Source organism: Mongoliitalea daihaiensis (assembly GCF_021596945.1).
GTDB lineage: Bacteria > Bacteroidota > Bacteroidia > Cytophagales > Cyclobacteriaceae > Mongoliitalea > Mongoliitalea daihaiensis.
This window is the reverse complement of record NZ_CP063779.1, coordinates 1594505-1611482: the sequence shown is the minus strand read 5'-3', so window position 1 is coordinate 1611482 and position 16978 is coordinate 1594505. Positions and strand designations below refer to the sequence as shown.

Here is a 16978-nt window from a genome sequence, read left to right as displayed (position 1 = left end):
CAAGCCATGAAATTAAAAAATATAGTATATACAGGCCTGATTGGAGCTGCATTGTGCTTCACAGGCATACAGGAATCCACTGCCCAGGTAGCTGAAGGAAGATATTTCCGCGCATTAGGAACCCCACACAATCCGAAAGTTCCTGTATCCTGGAACAGATACCACACCAACTTGGCACTGGAAGAGATCATGAAAGACATGGCCAAGAAACATCCAAACATTGTCAAATTGAACAGTATTGGCAAATCCTATCAAGGCAATGATATTTGGGTCTTAACCATTACTGATTTCAGCACTGGCAAAGCAGAAGACAAGCCAGCCATGTGGATCGATGGAAACATCCACTCCAATGAAATTCAAGGAACGGAATTTACACTTTACACCGCTTGGTATTTAGCAGAGATGTATGGAGACTTGGATTACATCACCCAATTATTGAAAGATAAAACCTTCTACATTGCTCCGACCATCAACCCGGATGCACACGATTACTTCATCAAAGAAGCCAACAATCAAAACTCCCCTCGTTCAGGAATGATGATTTTTGACAACGACCGTGATGGTGAATTTGGAGAAGATCCTTTTGATGATTTGAACGGAGATGGGCACATCACTATGATGATCCGTAAGTCACCAACTGGTAGATTTGTCAAAGACAAAATGGATCCTCGCAAACTTGTCATGGTTGGACCTGATCAGCAAGGAGAATACGAAATGCTGGGCTATGAAGGTATTGACCGTGATGGGGACGGTGTAATCAATGATGATGGGATCGGTTACTACGATCCTAACAGAGATTGGGGCTGGAACTGGCAGCCTGACTACATACAATCAGGTGCTTTGCGTTACCCATTCTCAGTACCAGAAAATAGAGCAGTCGTAGATTTCGTGATGAAGCACCCCAATATTGCAGCAGCACAATCCTACCATAACTATGGAGGGATGATTTTGAGAGGACCGGGTGCGGAAGAAGACTTAGGAACCTACAATGCCAGCGATATCCGTGTATACGATGCAATTGCCAAAAAAGGAGAAGAATTTATGCCTGGGTACCGTTACCTCGTCGTGTACAAAGATTTATATTCCGTATTTGGAGGACAGCTGGATTGGTTCTATGGAGGCAGAGGTATTTTCACCTACTCCAATGAATTGATGACTTCCTACTTGTATTTCCATACAAATGCAGGGAGAAACAATCAGGATGAGCAGTTCAAGGCCGATGACTATTTACTTTTCGGAGATGCATTTGTCAATTGGGAAGCATACAATCATCCTCAATATGGAGAAATTGAAGTGGGAGGATTTAAGAAAAACTTCGGGAGACTTCACCCAGGATTCTTGATGGAAACAGATGCCCATAGAAATGCTGCCTTTACCATTCTTCACGCCTATCACACACCAAAACTTTCTGTTTCTGATGTGAAAGAAAAAGATTTAGGAGGAGGTTTGAAAGAAATAACAGCAACCATCTACAATGAGCGCATGATCCCAACACACTCATCTCAAGATTTGAAATACAAAATCCAGCGTCCAGATTATATCAGTATTTCAGGAGCAAAAGTTGTAGCAGGTTTTGTGGTAGAAAACGAGGATTTCAATAAACTTGCCGAGCAAAAAGTCAATCCTGAAAAAATCTCAGTAGCCAATATCCCTGGTATGGGTGCTGTAAAAGTTCGCTGGATCGTGAGCGGTAACAGCAACTACAGCATCACAGTTGATTCTGCCAAAGGCGGTAAAGCTAGCTGGAAGAAGTAATGAACACGGGCTAAAATAAAGCCATTTACTATTTTTAAAAGCCTGAGAGCGCTAGTTCTCGGGCTTTTTTTACGAATACGAATCTACTTGGTTCACCCTTTTTTATTCCCAAACATCAATGAGGTATCAGCTACATTCCTTTGGTGAACGCTACCCAATCACTATAAATATGAGCTCTTATCAGAGGAAGAATAGCCAATTTATATAAATTTCACACTATTCAAAGTCACCATATCTGCTGATTTTTCACATATTTTTTTATCAATTTTAAATACCTGTTGCAAAACGCAGGTTAATTGACTAGATTTTAAGGCCGTAAATCTTACAGGTAAGCACAGCTAACTAAATAGCTTTACACTTTGTAAATCGCAAGTTTATGCGCTTGGGCCTTATTCTAATCTATTTAAAATGGGAAAAAACAAAAGCATTTTCTTTTTCATCCTTTCAGTATTTTTGCTCCTTTCCCCAAAGGCCTATTCCCAGTATGTGATTCAGGGAAAGGTACTTGATGCCGAAACTTTGGAACCGGTGGAGTTTGCCACAGTTTTCATCAACTACTCTACATTTGGAGATATATCAGACAGCGAGGGACATTTTTCCATCAATATCCCTCCCGGTGATCATGAACTCGTCATCAGCTTTATGGGATACCAGACATTTAAGTATGATTTCAGCACACAATTTCTCATGCAAAGTTACGAGTTTAGGATATTACCCGAACCCATAGATCTGAAAGAGACTGAAGTCACCATCAAAAGAGATCGAACATGGTACAGAAACCTGGATGTATTCAAAGTGCATTTTCTAGGACAAAGCATCAATGCTGAGCGTTGCAAAATTCTCAATCCAGAGGTTTTGGTCTTGGATGCAGAATCAGAAAAAGGCAAGCTCAAAGCAAGGGCTAGGGAAACGGTATTGATTGAAAATCCAAACTTGGGATACACCATTCAATATGTGCTTGAAGGCTTTGAGCTAGATTTGGAAAGTGGAATATCAAGGTTTGCTGGATATCCATATTTTATTGAAGCAGATGTCCCTCGCCGAAGAGAAAGGAGTCTACATAAAAACAGAGAAAGGGCATACAATGGCAGTATCGCCCATTTTATCAGGTCATTGTACTTGGGAATAGTGGAAGAGGAAGGTTATGAAATGTATACAATTGACCGTATTCCCAACCTCGAGGTGATTAGTGAGGAATTGGCAGAATTAGCTCAGGAAACTTTAATAAAAAGTCTAAACCCCTTAGTCAGGGACAGCTTAAAAAATATTATCAGAAGAAAAGATTTACCCAAGGAAATCGAGCAAGTCACTGAAACGAGGCTGACTGGTGAAGGCCTAGTAGAAGTTTCCAAAAACGGACTAACATTTCTTACGTACGATAAGCCTTTTTACTTGATTTACAAGGAAGAGATGGAAGAAATGGCTTTCATAAAAAGGTTAATTAATAAAGATACTCAAATATTAACCGGTCGAGTGGCTGTGGAAACCAATATATCAAACAGCCCGCAAAGGTCCTCCATCAGGATGTTGGGAAATGCTGTAAGACTATTCGAAAACGGTAGCTACTTTCATCCCTTTGACCTGATGATTGAAGGGTACATGGCTTGGGAAAAGGTAGGTGATCTGATGCCATTTAATTATTCATTAAATCCTTGAAAACACAAATTTGATATGCTGCGTAACTTACTCTCATTTGGACTTCTGCTAACGTCACTTGGTGTACAGGCGCAGGATTTGGCGGAAAAATTACAGGAAAAATTAACTCAACATAAACAGTCCAACCCATTTGAAAAGGTCTATCTACACACGGACAAATCACATTACCTTCTTAACGACACCATCTGGATCAAGGCTTATGGGGTTTTGGAAAAAGGAATGGAAATTCTTCAAGCCACACCCACCGTTCCCTTATATGTTAACTTGTATAGCAACGTGAAAAGAGAGCCTGTTGTGCAGGCAACAATCAAGTTAGAGCAAGGTTTGGGTTGGGGAGACCTTGTTTTACCAAGGGAGCTCAACCCCGGAAATTACAGCCTGATCGCTTTTTCCTCAAGAAGTGCGTTAGCGGGAGAACAATATCTCTTTGCCAAAGATATTTGGATAGGAGACATCAAAGATGTATTTATTCCACGGACAGAGCTGGATGGAACCCTAAATGTCAGTTTATTCCCCGAAGGAGGGGACTTAGTGGAAGGGATAAACAGTAAAGTAGGGTTTAAAGCAACAGGTGATAAAGGACTCGGAGAGGCGTTTTACGGGTACCTGCTCAAAAATGAAAAAGACACGGTATTGAGGTTTGAATCCAACCCATTAGGAATGGGTTCTTTCGAGTTTATCCCTGAAAAGGATGCTAGGTATACTGCTCATGTCAAGTCAATTCAAAGCAAATGGAAACCTATTCAAGTACCCAAGGCAAAAGCAAAAGGCGAGGTTTTGCATGTGGATGTACGTTCAGATGAGCTACAGGGCATTATTGAAGTAAATAGTAACTCATCAACGGACAAGAATATGTTGTTGGTGGGAATTTCCGGAGGGAAGTTTTTCTGGAGTGAAAGTATCAAACTTGAGAATGGAACTGCAACAATCCGTTTCGAAAAAGACGATTTCCCTCCTGGCATTACACAGATTACCCTGAAGGAAGAAACTGGCCTTCCGGTGGCAGAACGTCTGATTTACCTACATCCTTACGCACAAGCACTGGTGGAATTCCATACCGATAAAGTTTCCTACAATCCAAAAGAAATGGTGAACATGGATATAGACGTGATGGATGAGTTTGGGGTGCCTGTAGCGGGAAATTTTTCGGTTTCCATTACGGATACCAAACAGGTGGCTCTAGTTCCGCATGCAACAAATATTTTGTCACATTTCAAGCTCGGCTCCGAATTGAACGGGCTGGTTGAAAATCCATACTATTACTTTGACCTGAAAAATGAAACGGCAGAAAAGGACCTTGATGACCTCCTGCTAACGCAAGGCTGGAGAAAATTCAGCTGGAAAAGGCTTGCAGACGAAAGAAATAAGTCAATTGAGTTTGAAAAAGGTCTAAAACTTAGCGGGCAAGTCAAGCAACTTGGAGGTAATCCGATTAAAGAACCGCATCAACTCACGATGATGGTCAATAGTTATTTTGATTTTCCTCAAGTAATGGAGGGAGAAACAGATAAGGATGGACGATTTTTATTTTCAGAATTAGATTTTTACGATTCAGTATCCGTTTTTGTACAGGCATATTTGTCAGCTGATGGAAATAGCAAATCTCCCAAAAAAAATAACCTGATCAAGTTAGATGATAAAGTGGAAAAAGAAAGACCGGAGAAAGTGATTTCCGGAATTCCTGTTGGGCATTTGAAGGAGTTGGATTTTGAATATATAGTTAAAGTCGGAGAAGCTAGAAATATGATGGAACAGTTTGTCCTTGGGCAAGAAGTATTGCTCCAAGAAATCACTGTGGAAGCCAGTAGTTTAACCAAGCCAAATGATTCTCGAACACTTCTATACCAAGGCAAACCTGACTACAGTGTCCCTGTCACCAGAGAAGATTTTGGATATGCCAATGCCATTCACTTCCTCAGAGGCAGGGTACCTTCAGTTCAAGTTATAGGAGATGTATTTAGTTTTCAACATCCTCCTACAGTATTGATAAGAGGGGGGACCATAACAGGAAATGCATCCGGAAGAGCTCAAAATCAGAGTAACCCAATTTTTATAGATGGGCAACCTACCGATGTTTTGATGGTCATGAACCTAAATATGATCGAGGTAGAAAGAATCGATGTGATCACAAACTTGGCCAATAGAGCTTTGATAGGCGGCTCTGCTTATATCAATATTCTGACTAAAACTGGCAATCCAGGAGCTGACCTGCTGGAAGACCCAAGACAGGGACAAGGAAATGACCTGCTGTTTACCAAAGGCTATCTGGTTGAGAGGGAATTTTATATCCCCTCAGGAGAGTTTAAAGAAGGTACTCCTTTTACTCAAGACTTCAGATCTACGCTGTATTGGAACCCAAACCTCAATACACTGGAAGATGGTAAAATCACTATTTCATTCCCGCTAAATCAGGGAAGTGATTCATTTGATGTCATTTTGGAAGGCTTATCCAGTGATATGGAGCCTGTCTTTGGAACTTTCTCTATAAAAAAATGATGCTACGAAACAAAAGCCTTCATTTCCTGTAATAAATCCCGCTTGGTCATGTAGCCCCCTTTCCTCCACAAGATTTTTCCCCGCTTAAACAAGATGTAATGCGGAATCGAACGTACTCCAAATTGTAAACTTACCTGAGGATTACGATCCACATTGAGTTTAAAAAGTTTGACTTTGCCTCCCAACTCCGACACCACCTGATCCAATACGGGGTTCATCGTCTGACAAGGAGCACACCAATCTGCATAAAAATCAACCAATACGAGCTCATCGGATTGATTAACTACATCTTTGAATTTTTTCTTCGCCATCGCATGCTAATTTATGCAAAGATACTATCAGTTGAATGAATCAACAGTGATGAAAGCTACAAGCAAACCTCGTGGATGAAAAATTACTTGAAAACTAAATTTTTAACATAATTTTACGTATTCCACAACCCTTCCTAAGTATTTTATAGGTAACTTGGAGCCAAATTAGTTATTTGTCGAAAAAATGTTTTTTAAAAGTAAACCTGAGATACCGACTTCCGTTAACACAGATAGTAAAAATTTGTCCCGAACCAATTCAAACCAACGATTATTTATTATGAAAAGTAGATTTACGTATCTTTTCCCTGTAATATTTCTCTTACTCCTTATTTTTTCGGCGTATCAAAATAAAAATGAACTCGCCGAACTTACTGAACGAATTCTCAATCAAACAGAAAGTTATACCAATGACTTTCCAGAAGAAAAAGTCTTCGTTCATATAGATAGAAGCAATTATGCAGCGGGGGACTATATTTGGTTTTCTGTATTTTTAACCGCAGGAAGTCCGGATATCCCTTCTCCCTTAAGCAAAGTAGTATATGTAGATCTGTTGGATAATGAGGGCAATTTATTGCAGCAGAGTAATGTACGAATCAAAGATGGTCATGGTGAAGGTAGCTTTCGCCTCGATATTTATGCAAGTGAAGGAACTTATCATTTGAAAGCCTACAGTTATTGGATGAAAGGATTCGGAGAAGAAGCCGTATTTCAAACAAGCATACAAGTTCTTGAACCTTATAACCTGAAATTTCAGCCTAATGCTGTTTTCAACTTTATGCAAACGGGAACTAGTGTAACTTACCAGGTAGACATTTCAGCACTTAACAGATCCCTTCAGAGCATCAGTAATGAAGAATTAATCTTTGAATTAGTACAACAAGGGAAAACGCTACAATCGGGAAAGTTTACAACTGATCAAAATGGTAAGCACAATTTGAACTTTACTTTGCAGCAGCAAGATTTGGAAAAGCTAACAGCTTTAGTGCTCATCCAACAAGAAAATGAAGAGTATAGCATTTCTCGCAAATTCATTCTCCCAACTCCACTTTCAGTAGCTGACATTCAATTTTTACCAGAAGGAGGAGATTTAATCGCTGGATTCCCGAATAGAGTAGCTGTTCGTGCCGTCAGCCCTACAGGAGACCCCATTCAGGTGAAGGGTTCAATCGCTCTAAGTGATGAAACATTAGAATTCTCTACGAATGAAAGCGGCTTAGGATCATTTTCTTTTACCCCACAAGTAGGGGAATCATATAACGTACAGTTCAATAAGGATAATGAAATTGTCCTCAAATCTTTACCAAAAGTCCTTGATAGTGGAGTCAACTTAACAGTCGATAACCTGAAAGAGGGTGTCGTAAATGTCTTGATTCAAGCTTCAAATTTCAATGCTTTCTCAGCAAGTGGAGAGGGGTTACTCGTCGTACATGCCCGTGGCCGAGTAGGTCATATGCAAAAGATCAACCTAAGCGCAGGTGTCTCCGGAGCTAGAATACAAAAAGCACAATTAGCCCCAGGAATTAACCAAGTGACTGTATTCGAGCCTTCTGGCACCCCACTAGCAGAGCGATTGATATTTATTCCGCAAGACAACAAGCTTAACCTATCACTCGACCCTGGAAACGTTAACCTTACAGCAAGGGGAAAAAACTCCTGGAAGGTTCGTATGGACGGTGAGAGTTTTGAAGGAGGATTTTATTCAATGGCAATTACGGACGCTAATGAATCCCCTGGTTCATTTGCAAGCAACATCATTTCCTATCTCAAATTAGAGTCTGAGCTCAAAGGTGCTATTCACAACCCAAAAGATTTATTTTCCAAGGGTGAAAACATGGAAGCCATCGATTTGATTCTGCTGACTCATGGTTGGAGAAGATTTGACTGGGAAAAAGTATTAGCTGGTGAATTCGGCAATGAGCACTTCATCGAACAAGGAATCAATATTACAGGTACCGTATTAGCAAAAGAAAAGGGAAGACGGGGCATCAGTGGAGGCTCTGTTACTGCATTTCTAAAAGGAAAATCAGAGGAATTCGTAATGGCAGAATTTACTGACAACGGTCGGTTTATTATTGATGATATGGACTTTCAAGACACCAGTCAATTGGTTTTGACTGTTCAGGATAGAAGATTAAAAGAATTTGTCAACCTAGAATTGGATAAGCCAGTAGCAAAATATGAGCAATGGAAAGGTTTCAATCCATTATATGAAACATTTGAAATTAATCCAATCATGCGTGACTACTTAGCCAATGCTGAGAAAAGAAGACAGGTAAGTGCCGCCTTTGATGGTATGAGCACGCTTGATATCGGTGAGTTTGTCGTAAGTGCCCAAAAAATCAAACCAGAAGACGATAACATCACAAGAGTTTTTGGAAAAGGAGATGTAAGTGTGAAGCCTCAAGATATACCGGGCTATGAAGGGTATTATGATATCTGGCAATTACTTCAGGGGAGGCTTGCCGGTGTAAGAATTGTTCCAAACCCTGTGGGAGGCACACCTAACATTACCATTAGAGGTACTGGTTCTCTCAATCCACTTTCTCCTATCTTTCTCTTGGATAATGTACCAGTAGATGCCGATGTGATTAGCACGATTGCTCCTAGTAATGTTGCTTCTATTGAAGTATTCAAGGATGGTGCTTCCCTTGCTATATTTGGAGCCTCAGGCGCTGGTGGTGCTCTAGCAGTGTATACCAAGCGAGGCAGCGGTTTGGTAGATGTGGGTGATGGCGTTTTCAATCTCCAATATCCTGGCTATACAACTGCACGTGAATTTTATATCCCAAAATACGATAAAGAAAATGACCCAAGACCAGATTTTAGATCAACTTTATACTGGAGTCCAAAATTGACTTGGACGGGCAACGAAGCCACCGTAGAGTTTTTCAACAATGACTACGTAGAAAAATTTAAAGTTATCATTCAAGGAATAGACAAATTCGGTAGAATTTCCTATTTGGAACAGGAAATTGGAGGTTAAATGTAGTTTTGAAGATCAAAAAACACAAACATCTTGGGTGTTTGTGTTTTTTTGTATACTTTCATTCGAAACACTGAAACCATGAAAAAGCTTTTACTTGCTTGCTTTCTTTTTAGTTTTATCACACTCGCACAAGCGCAGGAACAAGGAGATTTCCGGGTTCAATTGGGCAGTGAATACAAATTACAAATACAAGATATTGGAGCCAATGCCGGCCTTGAATATTTCTTTGCAGACAAATTTGCTTTAGCGCCCAATTTCACCTATTGGTTCCCAAGAGTAGGAAGAACGATGAATTTCAACATGGACGTGCGCTACTATCTTTCAGAAGGGGTTTCCCAGCTATACTTGATGGGAGGATACAACAATTATTGGATCAACTTACAACCTGGAACACCTGGCCTATCTCAAAGCAGACCTGGAGGTAATTTTGGTGTAGGAGCAATGATCAAATTGTTGGAAGGTATAGGACTCAATACCGAATTTAAAGTGCAAAGTCAGAATACCCGTCAACCAGTGTTACGCGTAGGATTGGTTTTTGGAATGTACTAATAGATTATTTCTTAGAAAATTCAAAAAGTTTACGCTTCTCATCTTTGCTAAGTGCTTCATAGCCCTTGTCGGCAATTTTATCCAAAATTGCATCAATTTCTTCTTGAGTGGTTTCGTAATTTCCTCCGCGTGAACTCGTAGTTTTGCCAGAATTGGCACTAAAGCTCTCATACTTTGGCGTTGCCTTACTGCTGGACGCAGACGTAGGTGCTTTTTGATTTCTGTAAGAGACCCTCACTTTAGGCCTCTTTTTGAGTAAATTTTCAAAAAACAATCCAATGGCCTGAATTGGAATACCCCAATCTTTTCCTTTTTTCAACTGATTGATATACAAAAATCCTAAGAGAGCTCCTCCTAAATGGGATAACTCCCCACCCGCATTGGAACCAATGGAGTTGGCAAATGCAATCAATACATAAAAGATGGCAATGTATTTTATTTTTACAGGACCGAGTAATAAAAGTTGAAAGGTTGTATTGGGCGCTAAGGTAGCTGCACCAACGACGATAGCATACACACCGGCACTAGCACCAAGCATTCTGGCCACATCTACGGTGTTGACAAAGTATGGGGACAAATTGTACATCACAATGTATAACAACGCGCCCGTCAGTCCACCAAGAATGTAAAGATTGGCAAGCTTTCGGCTTCCTAAATATTCATGCACCAAAAGACCAAACCAATACAAAAACAGCATATTGAAAAGAATGTGAAAAACCCCTTCATGAAAAAACATATAGGTCAATAGTGACCAAGGCTGAACTATAAGATTCCCTAATGATGCAGGAACCATCATTACCGAGCGCAATGATTGGTAAACATCACCCAAGCCTCCCAAAGTTAGCACTACACGCAACACTAGCATGAAGGCAAACACCATCAAATTAATCGCAATAATTTTATATAGGCTATTATTACTTTCTTTGAAAGCATTTTTCAAATTATTCCAAAATCCTCCGTACATCATATCAATAGAAACTGTCTCGTTTTTTTCTCCAGTAAGTTACCAAAATAGCACCAACAACCAATCCACTTAAGTGCGCAAAATGTGCTACATTATCTAACGGATTATTATTAATGACGTTGTAGATAGTGTATAAACCATAGACTAAGACTAAATACTTGGCCTTTACGGGTATAGGTGGAAACAACAAAAAGAGCTGAGTGTTTGGAAATAACATTGCAAAAGCAATTAATACACCAAAAAGGGCACCCGAAGCTCCAACCATAGGGATATTTGCCTGAATATTTCTAACCTGACTCATGTTTTCGCGCGCACGTTGCTTCAACTCTTTATTGTCAGGGTTTTTACTAAAGTTATCTACAAAATCGAATACTCCCGGCCTAAACAAATGCCTATTATCCTTCACAAAATCATTAAAGCGTTCGGGTGTGGGGTCATTTTCAAAAGCTTCAATTTTTTGATCAAAAGCATGCATTTTATATGCTGTGTACCCTGAATACAGTAAACCAGAGCCCACACCACAGACTAACCAAAGCGTAAGAATTTTTTTTGGCCCCAAATATTGCTCTAGTAATGGCCCGAAAATAAAGAGCCCAAACATATTGGAAAATAAGTGCCAGCCATCCGCATGGAGAAACATATATGTCAAAAACTGAAAGGGCAAAAACTTACTGCTATGAATGTAATAAAGCGCACCAATAGCTTTCAATTGGGGCATGATCATAGCGGACACAAAATAAATCAGCACTGTAATTAATAGTAGGTTTTTTACGACCGGAGTTAAGTTTCTGAACATAGCTTACTTAGTAAAAAAGGCTTGTATCTTATGTAAATCTAATTTAACAAAGGTTTTGTTCCCTGATAGTCCATAATTCGGATTTTGACAGGCAAATAATTGACCTACCATGGATTCCATTTCTGCGGCATTCAACTTCGTCCCTCTTCTGATAGAAGACCTTCTCGCCAAAGAACGAGCGAGATTTTCACGGGTATCTAACGATAGCTCTGATTTAAAGTGCTTGAATTGCTCCAAAAGTCCTTCAAATAAAGCCTTTTCATTTTTCATGGGAGTATCTGCGGGGATGCCTTGAATCAAAATGGTATCCTTTCCGAATTCTTCGATTAAAAATCCAAGTTGATGGAGTTCTTGTTTGATATCCATCACAAGAACAAAATCCGCGGGGTTTAATTGTACGTGTTGTGGAAATAAACAGCGTTGTGATGCTCCAGCGGCTTTCGTGAGTTGTCGCTGATAGCGCTCATAAAGGACGCGTTCATGCGCGGTCTGCTGATCAATGATCACTAAACCTGAAGACATCTGCGCAACAATAAAATTACCATCAACCTGAAAAACAGCTCCTGTCCCCATTTCCTGAGGGTCGGGAAACACCAATGGACTTTTGGAAGGCTCCTCATTGGCCTTGGATGGGAACGTAAGCACGTCTATATCATCTTGAGCATCTGTGGATGAGGATACTTTTGATGCTTGATTTAGCAGTTCCCCGCCCTCAAAAAGCTTTTCCCAACCTGAAACAGAAGGCCGCTTGAATGTGGGGGATTGATATTGCTTATATGCAGTATCTCCTCGCTCATCTTGTCCTGTATAACGGTGTTCTTGATGAACTGCCTGACTGCCGCTGTCACCTTTTTTCCAATTTTCAGTAAAATTTACATCCAAAGAGAAATCCAGCCCAGGCATTACATGGTGCGCTCCCAAAGCTTGTTTGATAGCAGATCGGATCACTGCATAGACCGTCCGCTCATCGTCAAACTTAATTTCTGTCTTGGTAGGATGTACATTGATGTCGATGTGGGTAGGATCAATTTCCAAAAAAAGAACATAAAATGGATGAGCGTCCGCTGGAATCAAGCCCTCGTAAGCATTGACCACGGCATGATGTAAGTAATTATTTCGAATGTAACGATTGTTGACAAAAAAGAATTGCTCTCCCCTACTCTTCTTGGCAGATTCGGGTTTCCCAATGTATCCTTTGACCTTTAGATGAGGGGTATCCTCTGTGCAGGTGACTAGATTTCCTTGATAATTTTTTCCGAAAATGCCTACGATCCTATGACTAAGCTTTCCACTAGTTAGGTTGAAAAACTCCATATCATTTTGGTAAAAAGAAAATGCAACTTCCGGATATGAAAGTGCCACCCGTTGAAACTCATCCACCAAGTGGCGCATTTCTACCGGATTTGATTTTAAAAAATTTCGTCGCGCAGGAACGTTGAAAAAGAGGTTTTTGACGGCAATACTAGTTCCTTCTGTTGTAGCTACGGGTTCCTGTTTTTTCACATCCGAACCTTCGACTTGAATCAAGGTACCTAGTTCGGCTCCTCGTTGCTTAGTCTTCATCTCCACTTGGGCTACTGCCGCAATAGATGCCAAGGCTTCTCCTCTAAATCCAAATGTTCGGATAGCAAATAAGTCCTCTGAAGTTCGGATTTTGGAGGTAGCATGCCGTTCAAAAGACATTCGTGCATCTGTCAGGGACATACCCTTTCCATCATCCATTACTTGAATCAACGTTTTTCCCGCATCTTTCACCAAGACTTTCACCGAGGTTGCACCTGCATCGATTGCATTTTCCATCAATTCTTTTAGGGCAGAAGCCGGTCTTTGCACAACTTCTCCAGCAGCAATCTGATTGGCTATGGCATCTGGCAACAGATGAATTATATCACTCATTGGCTGCGTTTTCTTCTAATTTTCAACAAAATAGTAAACATCCCAATCCCTACTACTGCATACAAAAGTGAATAAAAGATTTCAGGACCGTAATAAATATAACCAAACATCCCTCCGATCAAGAGTACAAAAATGACCAATCGGATCAATCCTGCACTATGAAGAGAGGTGGTCTTTCGCCCTTTCAACTGTGAACCTGAGGAAAAGGCTCCGCGAAGTGATGACCCATAATTCCTTTTGAGGTTCTCTTCGTCCTCATCTTCAATCGGCAATGCCCCTTCTGCCTGAAGCTCCCGTTTGATTTGCGCAGTACGCTGATCGATCTCTTCTTTTACGGGGTCATAGTAGCGGGGTTTGATGTCAAACCGCATGGGCTGGGCTGTCCTGAAAATAGAAGGAAATTTCATACTTACTCGGTTTTAATCAGATGAAAGTGGAAAAAATAAAACTCTCGGCAATTATCCAATAACCAACCATTGTTTACGTTTTTTCCGTGTATGTTTGTACAAAACGACGTATATTCATACAAAGTTATTTTAAAATCTAAGCAATAAAAATTAAATACGTGGATGAGAGGTAAAGTTTGGGTAATCCTATTCGCCTTGCTAGTCATTTTCCAATCCGACGCAGTCCTAGGTTGGGAAAAAAGTCACGGAGATCGTGTCAGGGAAGACCGCGACCCCTTAGCTGCTAAAAATCAGCGCCAACAACTCAGTTGGGTTGACTCCGTTTTTCAATCGATGACCTTCGAAGAGCGCTTGGGGCAATTGTTTATGGTCGCAGCTTATTCCAACAAAGATGAGCGACACAAGCAGGAAATCACCAAGCTCATCCGAGAGCAGCAATTGGGTGGATTGATTTTCTTTCAGGGGGGACCTGTACGTCAAGCCAATCTGACCAACTACTATCAATCCATTTCAAAAGTTCCTTTATTTGTTGCTATGGATGCCGAATGGGGAATCAGCATGCGCTTAGACTCTGTTTTGAGTTTCCCTAAAGCGATGACACTCGGTGCGGTTTCGGATGAAAAACTGATCTACAGTATGGGAGCAGAGATGGCACGCCAATTCAAATTGCTTGGCATGCACATCAACTTCGCTCCCGTGGTGGATGTAAATTCAAATCCCAATAATCCTGTCATCGGTTATAGGGCTTTTGGTGAGGAAAAACGCTTGGTCGCAAAAAAATCACTTGCCTACATGAAAGGGCTGCAAGAAAACGGGGTTATCGCCAATGCCAAACATTTCCCGGGTCATGGGGATACCGAGTCAGACTCTCACTACACCTTACCAGTCATCCGACATTCGGAAAACAGAATAAAGGACATAGATTTATATCCTTACCGGCAACTGATTGATAATGACTTGATGAGTGTAATGGTTGCTCACCTGCATATTCCAAGTCTGGACTCTGAACGCAACAAAGCCACCACCCTTTCCAAATACGTAGTAACCGACTTGCTCAAAACTCAGATGAACTTCAATGGGCTCGTCTTTACCGATGCCTTGAATATGAAAGGGGTAGCTAGTTTTCATAAACCTGGAGAAGTGGATCTCCTTGCCCTACTAGCTGGAAACGATATCCTGCTATACTCTCAAGATGTATCTAAAGCAAAAACCCTCATCTTACAAGCGGTCGAAGAAGGTAAAATCAGCCAAGAAGAAATAGATGAGCGTGTGCGCAAAGTCTTAAAAGCCAAATATTGGGCAGGGTTAAATAAGACTTCAGTTATTGACACCAATACTTTGGTGGATAAGCTGAACCAACCGATGACTGAATTGATAGCTGAGAATTTACATGCAGAGGCAATTACAGTCACCTCCAATAAAGGAAACTTTCTTCCCATCAAAAATCTGGATTTGCATTCCTTTGCTTCCATCAGTTTGGGAGAGGATGCATTGCTTTTCCAAAAGCAACTGGACAAATATGCTTCTTTTGAACATTTTCACATAAAAAAAGGAGCAGACGCTGCCAATCAGCAGGCACTTGAAAAAAAATTAGATAATTTCAACACTGTCGTAGTTGGGATTTTTGGTGTCACCAATAGTCCATCAAGGGAGTTTGGAATTCAGCCATCGGATATGGCATTTATCCGTAAACTAAGCCAACGAAAAAATGTGGTAACAGTCCTTTTTGGAAATGCCTATGCTGCCAAGCAAATGCAGGATTTCCACCATCACCTCATTGCATTTGAAAACAATGAATTTACCCAAAAACTAGCTCCAGAAATCATTTTTGGTGGAAGAAGTGCTTACGGTATTCTGCCGATTTCTGTAAGTAACGAAATCCGAATGGGTTCTGGAGGATTTATGAAAGGACTAGACCGTCTCTCTTATTCAAAACCGGAAAGTGTTGGATTAAACAGTGCAAAGCTGCGAGAAATTGATCAAGTAATGGAACTGAGTATTTCAAAAAAAGCCTTCCCTGGGGGCGTGGTCTTAGTAGCTAAAAATGGTCAGGTGGTTTTTGAAAAAGCCTATGGGCACTATGACTACCAAAAATCTAGACCTGTCAGTACTGAAACGGTATATGATCTTGCTTCCATTACAAAGGTATTGGCAACTACTCAGGCCGTCATGTTTTTGGCCAGCAGAAATATGATCGATATGGACGACCCGATATCGAAATATGTTCCATCTTTAAAAAACACCAACAAGGGTGGCTTGATTCTAAAAGATATCTTGGCCCATGAAGCAGGTTTGGTTGCCTACATCCCTCATCAAGCCAAAACTGTCGATGGCAAAACTTGGAAAAACGAATATTACAGCGAGCAGCCCACACCGCAATATTCCCTACCTGTTTCAAACAATATGTTTGGCATCACTACTCTTCGGGATAGTCTTTGGGTGTGGACCGTAAAATCTAACTTAAGGAAACTTGACCCAGGCCGCCGGAAGTATAGCTATGTGTACTCTGATTTGACGATGTACCTTTTACAGGCATTGGTAGAAAATGTTACGAATCAGCCTTTGGATGATTTTTTAACTCAAAATTTCTATGATCCTTTGGGACTACACACCCTGACATTTAATCCTACTCAAAAATATCCACAGGATTGGATCGCTCCCACAGAAGATGATGTGGCTTTCCGCAAGCGCTTGATTCAAGGCTATGTCCACGACCCTGGTGCTGCCATGTATGGAGGAGTTGCAGGCCATGCCGGTCTTTTTGGAAAGGCCAATGACTTGGCAGTCATGATGCAACTCATGCTGAACGGAGGAACCTACGGTGGGTTGACCTTGCTCGATGAACATACAATTAAGGAGTTCACCAAAAGACAATCCAACCAAAGCAGGCGCGGTTGGGGATGGGATAAGCCGGATCCTGAAAAAGGCAAAGGAGGTAGTGCAGGTGTATTGGCACCAAAATCAAGCTTTGGTCACACCGGATTTACAGGAACTTGTGTATGGGCAGATCCAGAAAATGACTTGATTTATGTATTTCTTTCCAACAGAGTTCATCCAGATGCCAATAACAACATCTTGTTGAAAGATGGTATTCGTACAGAAATTCACGATATCATTTATAAATCTCTGAAGAAATGAACAAAAAGACCATAATAAGATGTT

Annotated in this window: 11 protein-coding genes; 6 read left to right on the top strand and 5 right to left on the bottom strand. The window is 40.8% G+C overall.

Features of this window, described 5'->3' with window-relative positions; translation table 11 throughout:
- The first annotated feature begins 6 nt into the window (after positions 1–6).
- The 3 genes from IPZ59_RS06780 to IPZ59_RS06770 all read left to right on the top strand — a co-directional run bounded on the left by IPZ59_RS06780 (position 7) and on the right by IPZ59_RS06770 (position 5907).
- Positions 7–1755, top strand: coding sequence for a M14 family metallopeptidase (locus IPZ59_RS06780; protein WP_236139122.1), 1749 nt, complete (start codon positions 7–9; stop codon positions 1753–1755).
- A gap of 408 nt (positions 1756–2163) precedes the next feature.
- A complete protein-coding gene (locus IPZ59_RS06775; protein WP_236139121.1) occupies positions 2164–3411 on the top strand; it encodes a carboxypeptidase-like regulatory domain-containing protein in 1248 nt (415 codons plus the stop codon).
- A gap of 15 nt (positions 3412–3426) precedes the next feature.
- Complete coding sequence (locus IPZ59_RS06770) at positions 3427–5907, top strand: Plug domain-containing protein (protein ID WP_236139120.1); 2481 nt, start codon at positions 3427–3429, stop codon at positions 5905–5907.
- Between the two features lie 2 nt (positions 5908–5909).
- Here the strand turns inward: IPZ59_RS06770 and trxA are convergent, their stop codons facing one another.
- Positions 5910–6218 (bottom strand): thioredoxin, encoded by a 309-nt coding sequence (gene trxA, locus IPZ59_RS06765; RefSeq protein WP_236139119.1) that lies wholly within the window; start codon positions 6216–6218, stop codon positions 5910–5912.
- Between the two features lie 277 nt (positions 6219–6495).
- Here trxA and IPZ59_RS06760 point away from each other — a divergent pair, with 277 nt between their 5' ends.
- Positions 6496–9201, top strand: a complete 2706-nt coding sequence (locus tag IPZ59_RS06760) for a TonB-dependent receptor plug domain-containing protein (RefSeq protein ID WP_236139118.1) — start codon at positions 6496–6498, stop codon at positions 9199–9201.
- An 81-nt stretch (positions 9202–9282) separates the two neighbouring features.
- A complete protein-coding gene (locus IPZ59_RS06755) occupies positions 9283–9753 on the top strand; it encodes a hypothetical protein (RefSeq protein ID WP_236139117.1) in 471 nt (156 codons plus the stop codon).
- 4 nt (positions 9754–9757) lie between these two features.
- On the opposite strand, the gene IPZ59_RS06750 is transcribed toward IPZ59_RS06755, so the two are convergent.
- The 4 genes from IPZ59_RS06750 to IPZ59_RS06735 are packed head-to-tail and all read right to left on the bottom strand — an operon-like array spanning position 9758 to position 13816.
- Entirely contained in the window at positions 9758–10717 is a 960-nt protein-coding gene (locus IPZ59_RS06750; RefSeq protein WP_236139778.1) for a rhomboid family protein, read from the bottom strand.
- A gap of 4 nt (positions 10718–10721) precedes the next feature.
- Positions 10722–11513: a rhomboid family intramembrane serine protease gene (locus IPZ59_RS06745; protein ID WP_236139116.1), complete on the bottom strand. Its 792-nt coding sequence runs from the start codon at positions 11511–11513 to the stop codon at positions 10722–10724.
- Between the two features lie 3 nt (positions 11514–11516).
- Positions 11517–13409 (bottom strand): DNA mismatch repair endonuclease MutL, encoded by a 1893-nt coding sequence (mutL, locus tag IPZ59_RS06740; protein WP_236139115.1) that lies wholly within the window; start codon positions 13407–13409, stop codon positions 11517–11519.
- Positions 13406–13816 carry a hypothetical protein gene (locus tag IPZ59_RS06735; RefSeq protein WP_236139114.1) on the bottom strand — a complete coding sequence of 137 codons (411 nt, stop codon included), beginning with the start codon at positions 13814–13816 and terminating at the stop codon, positions 13406–13408. Before IPZ59_RS06735 ends, mutL begins: the two co-directional genes overlap by 4 nt.
- Before the next feature lie 162 nt (positions 13817–13978).
- On the opposite strand from IPZ59_RS06735, the gene IPZ59_RS06730 reads away from it, so the two are divergent.
- Positions 13979–16954 (top strand): glycoside hydrolase family 3 N-terminal domain-containing protein, encoded by a 2976-nt coding sequence (locus IPZ59_RS06730; protein WP_236139113.1) that lies wholly within the window; start codon positions 13979–13981, stop codon positions 16952–16954.
- Positions 16955–16978 lie beyond the last annotated feature (24 nt).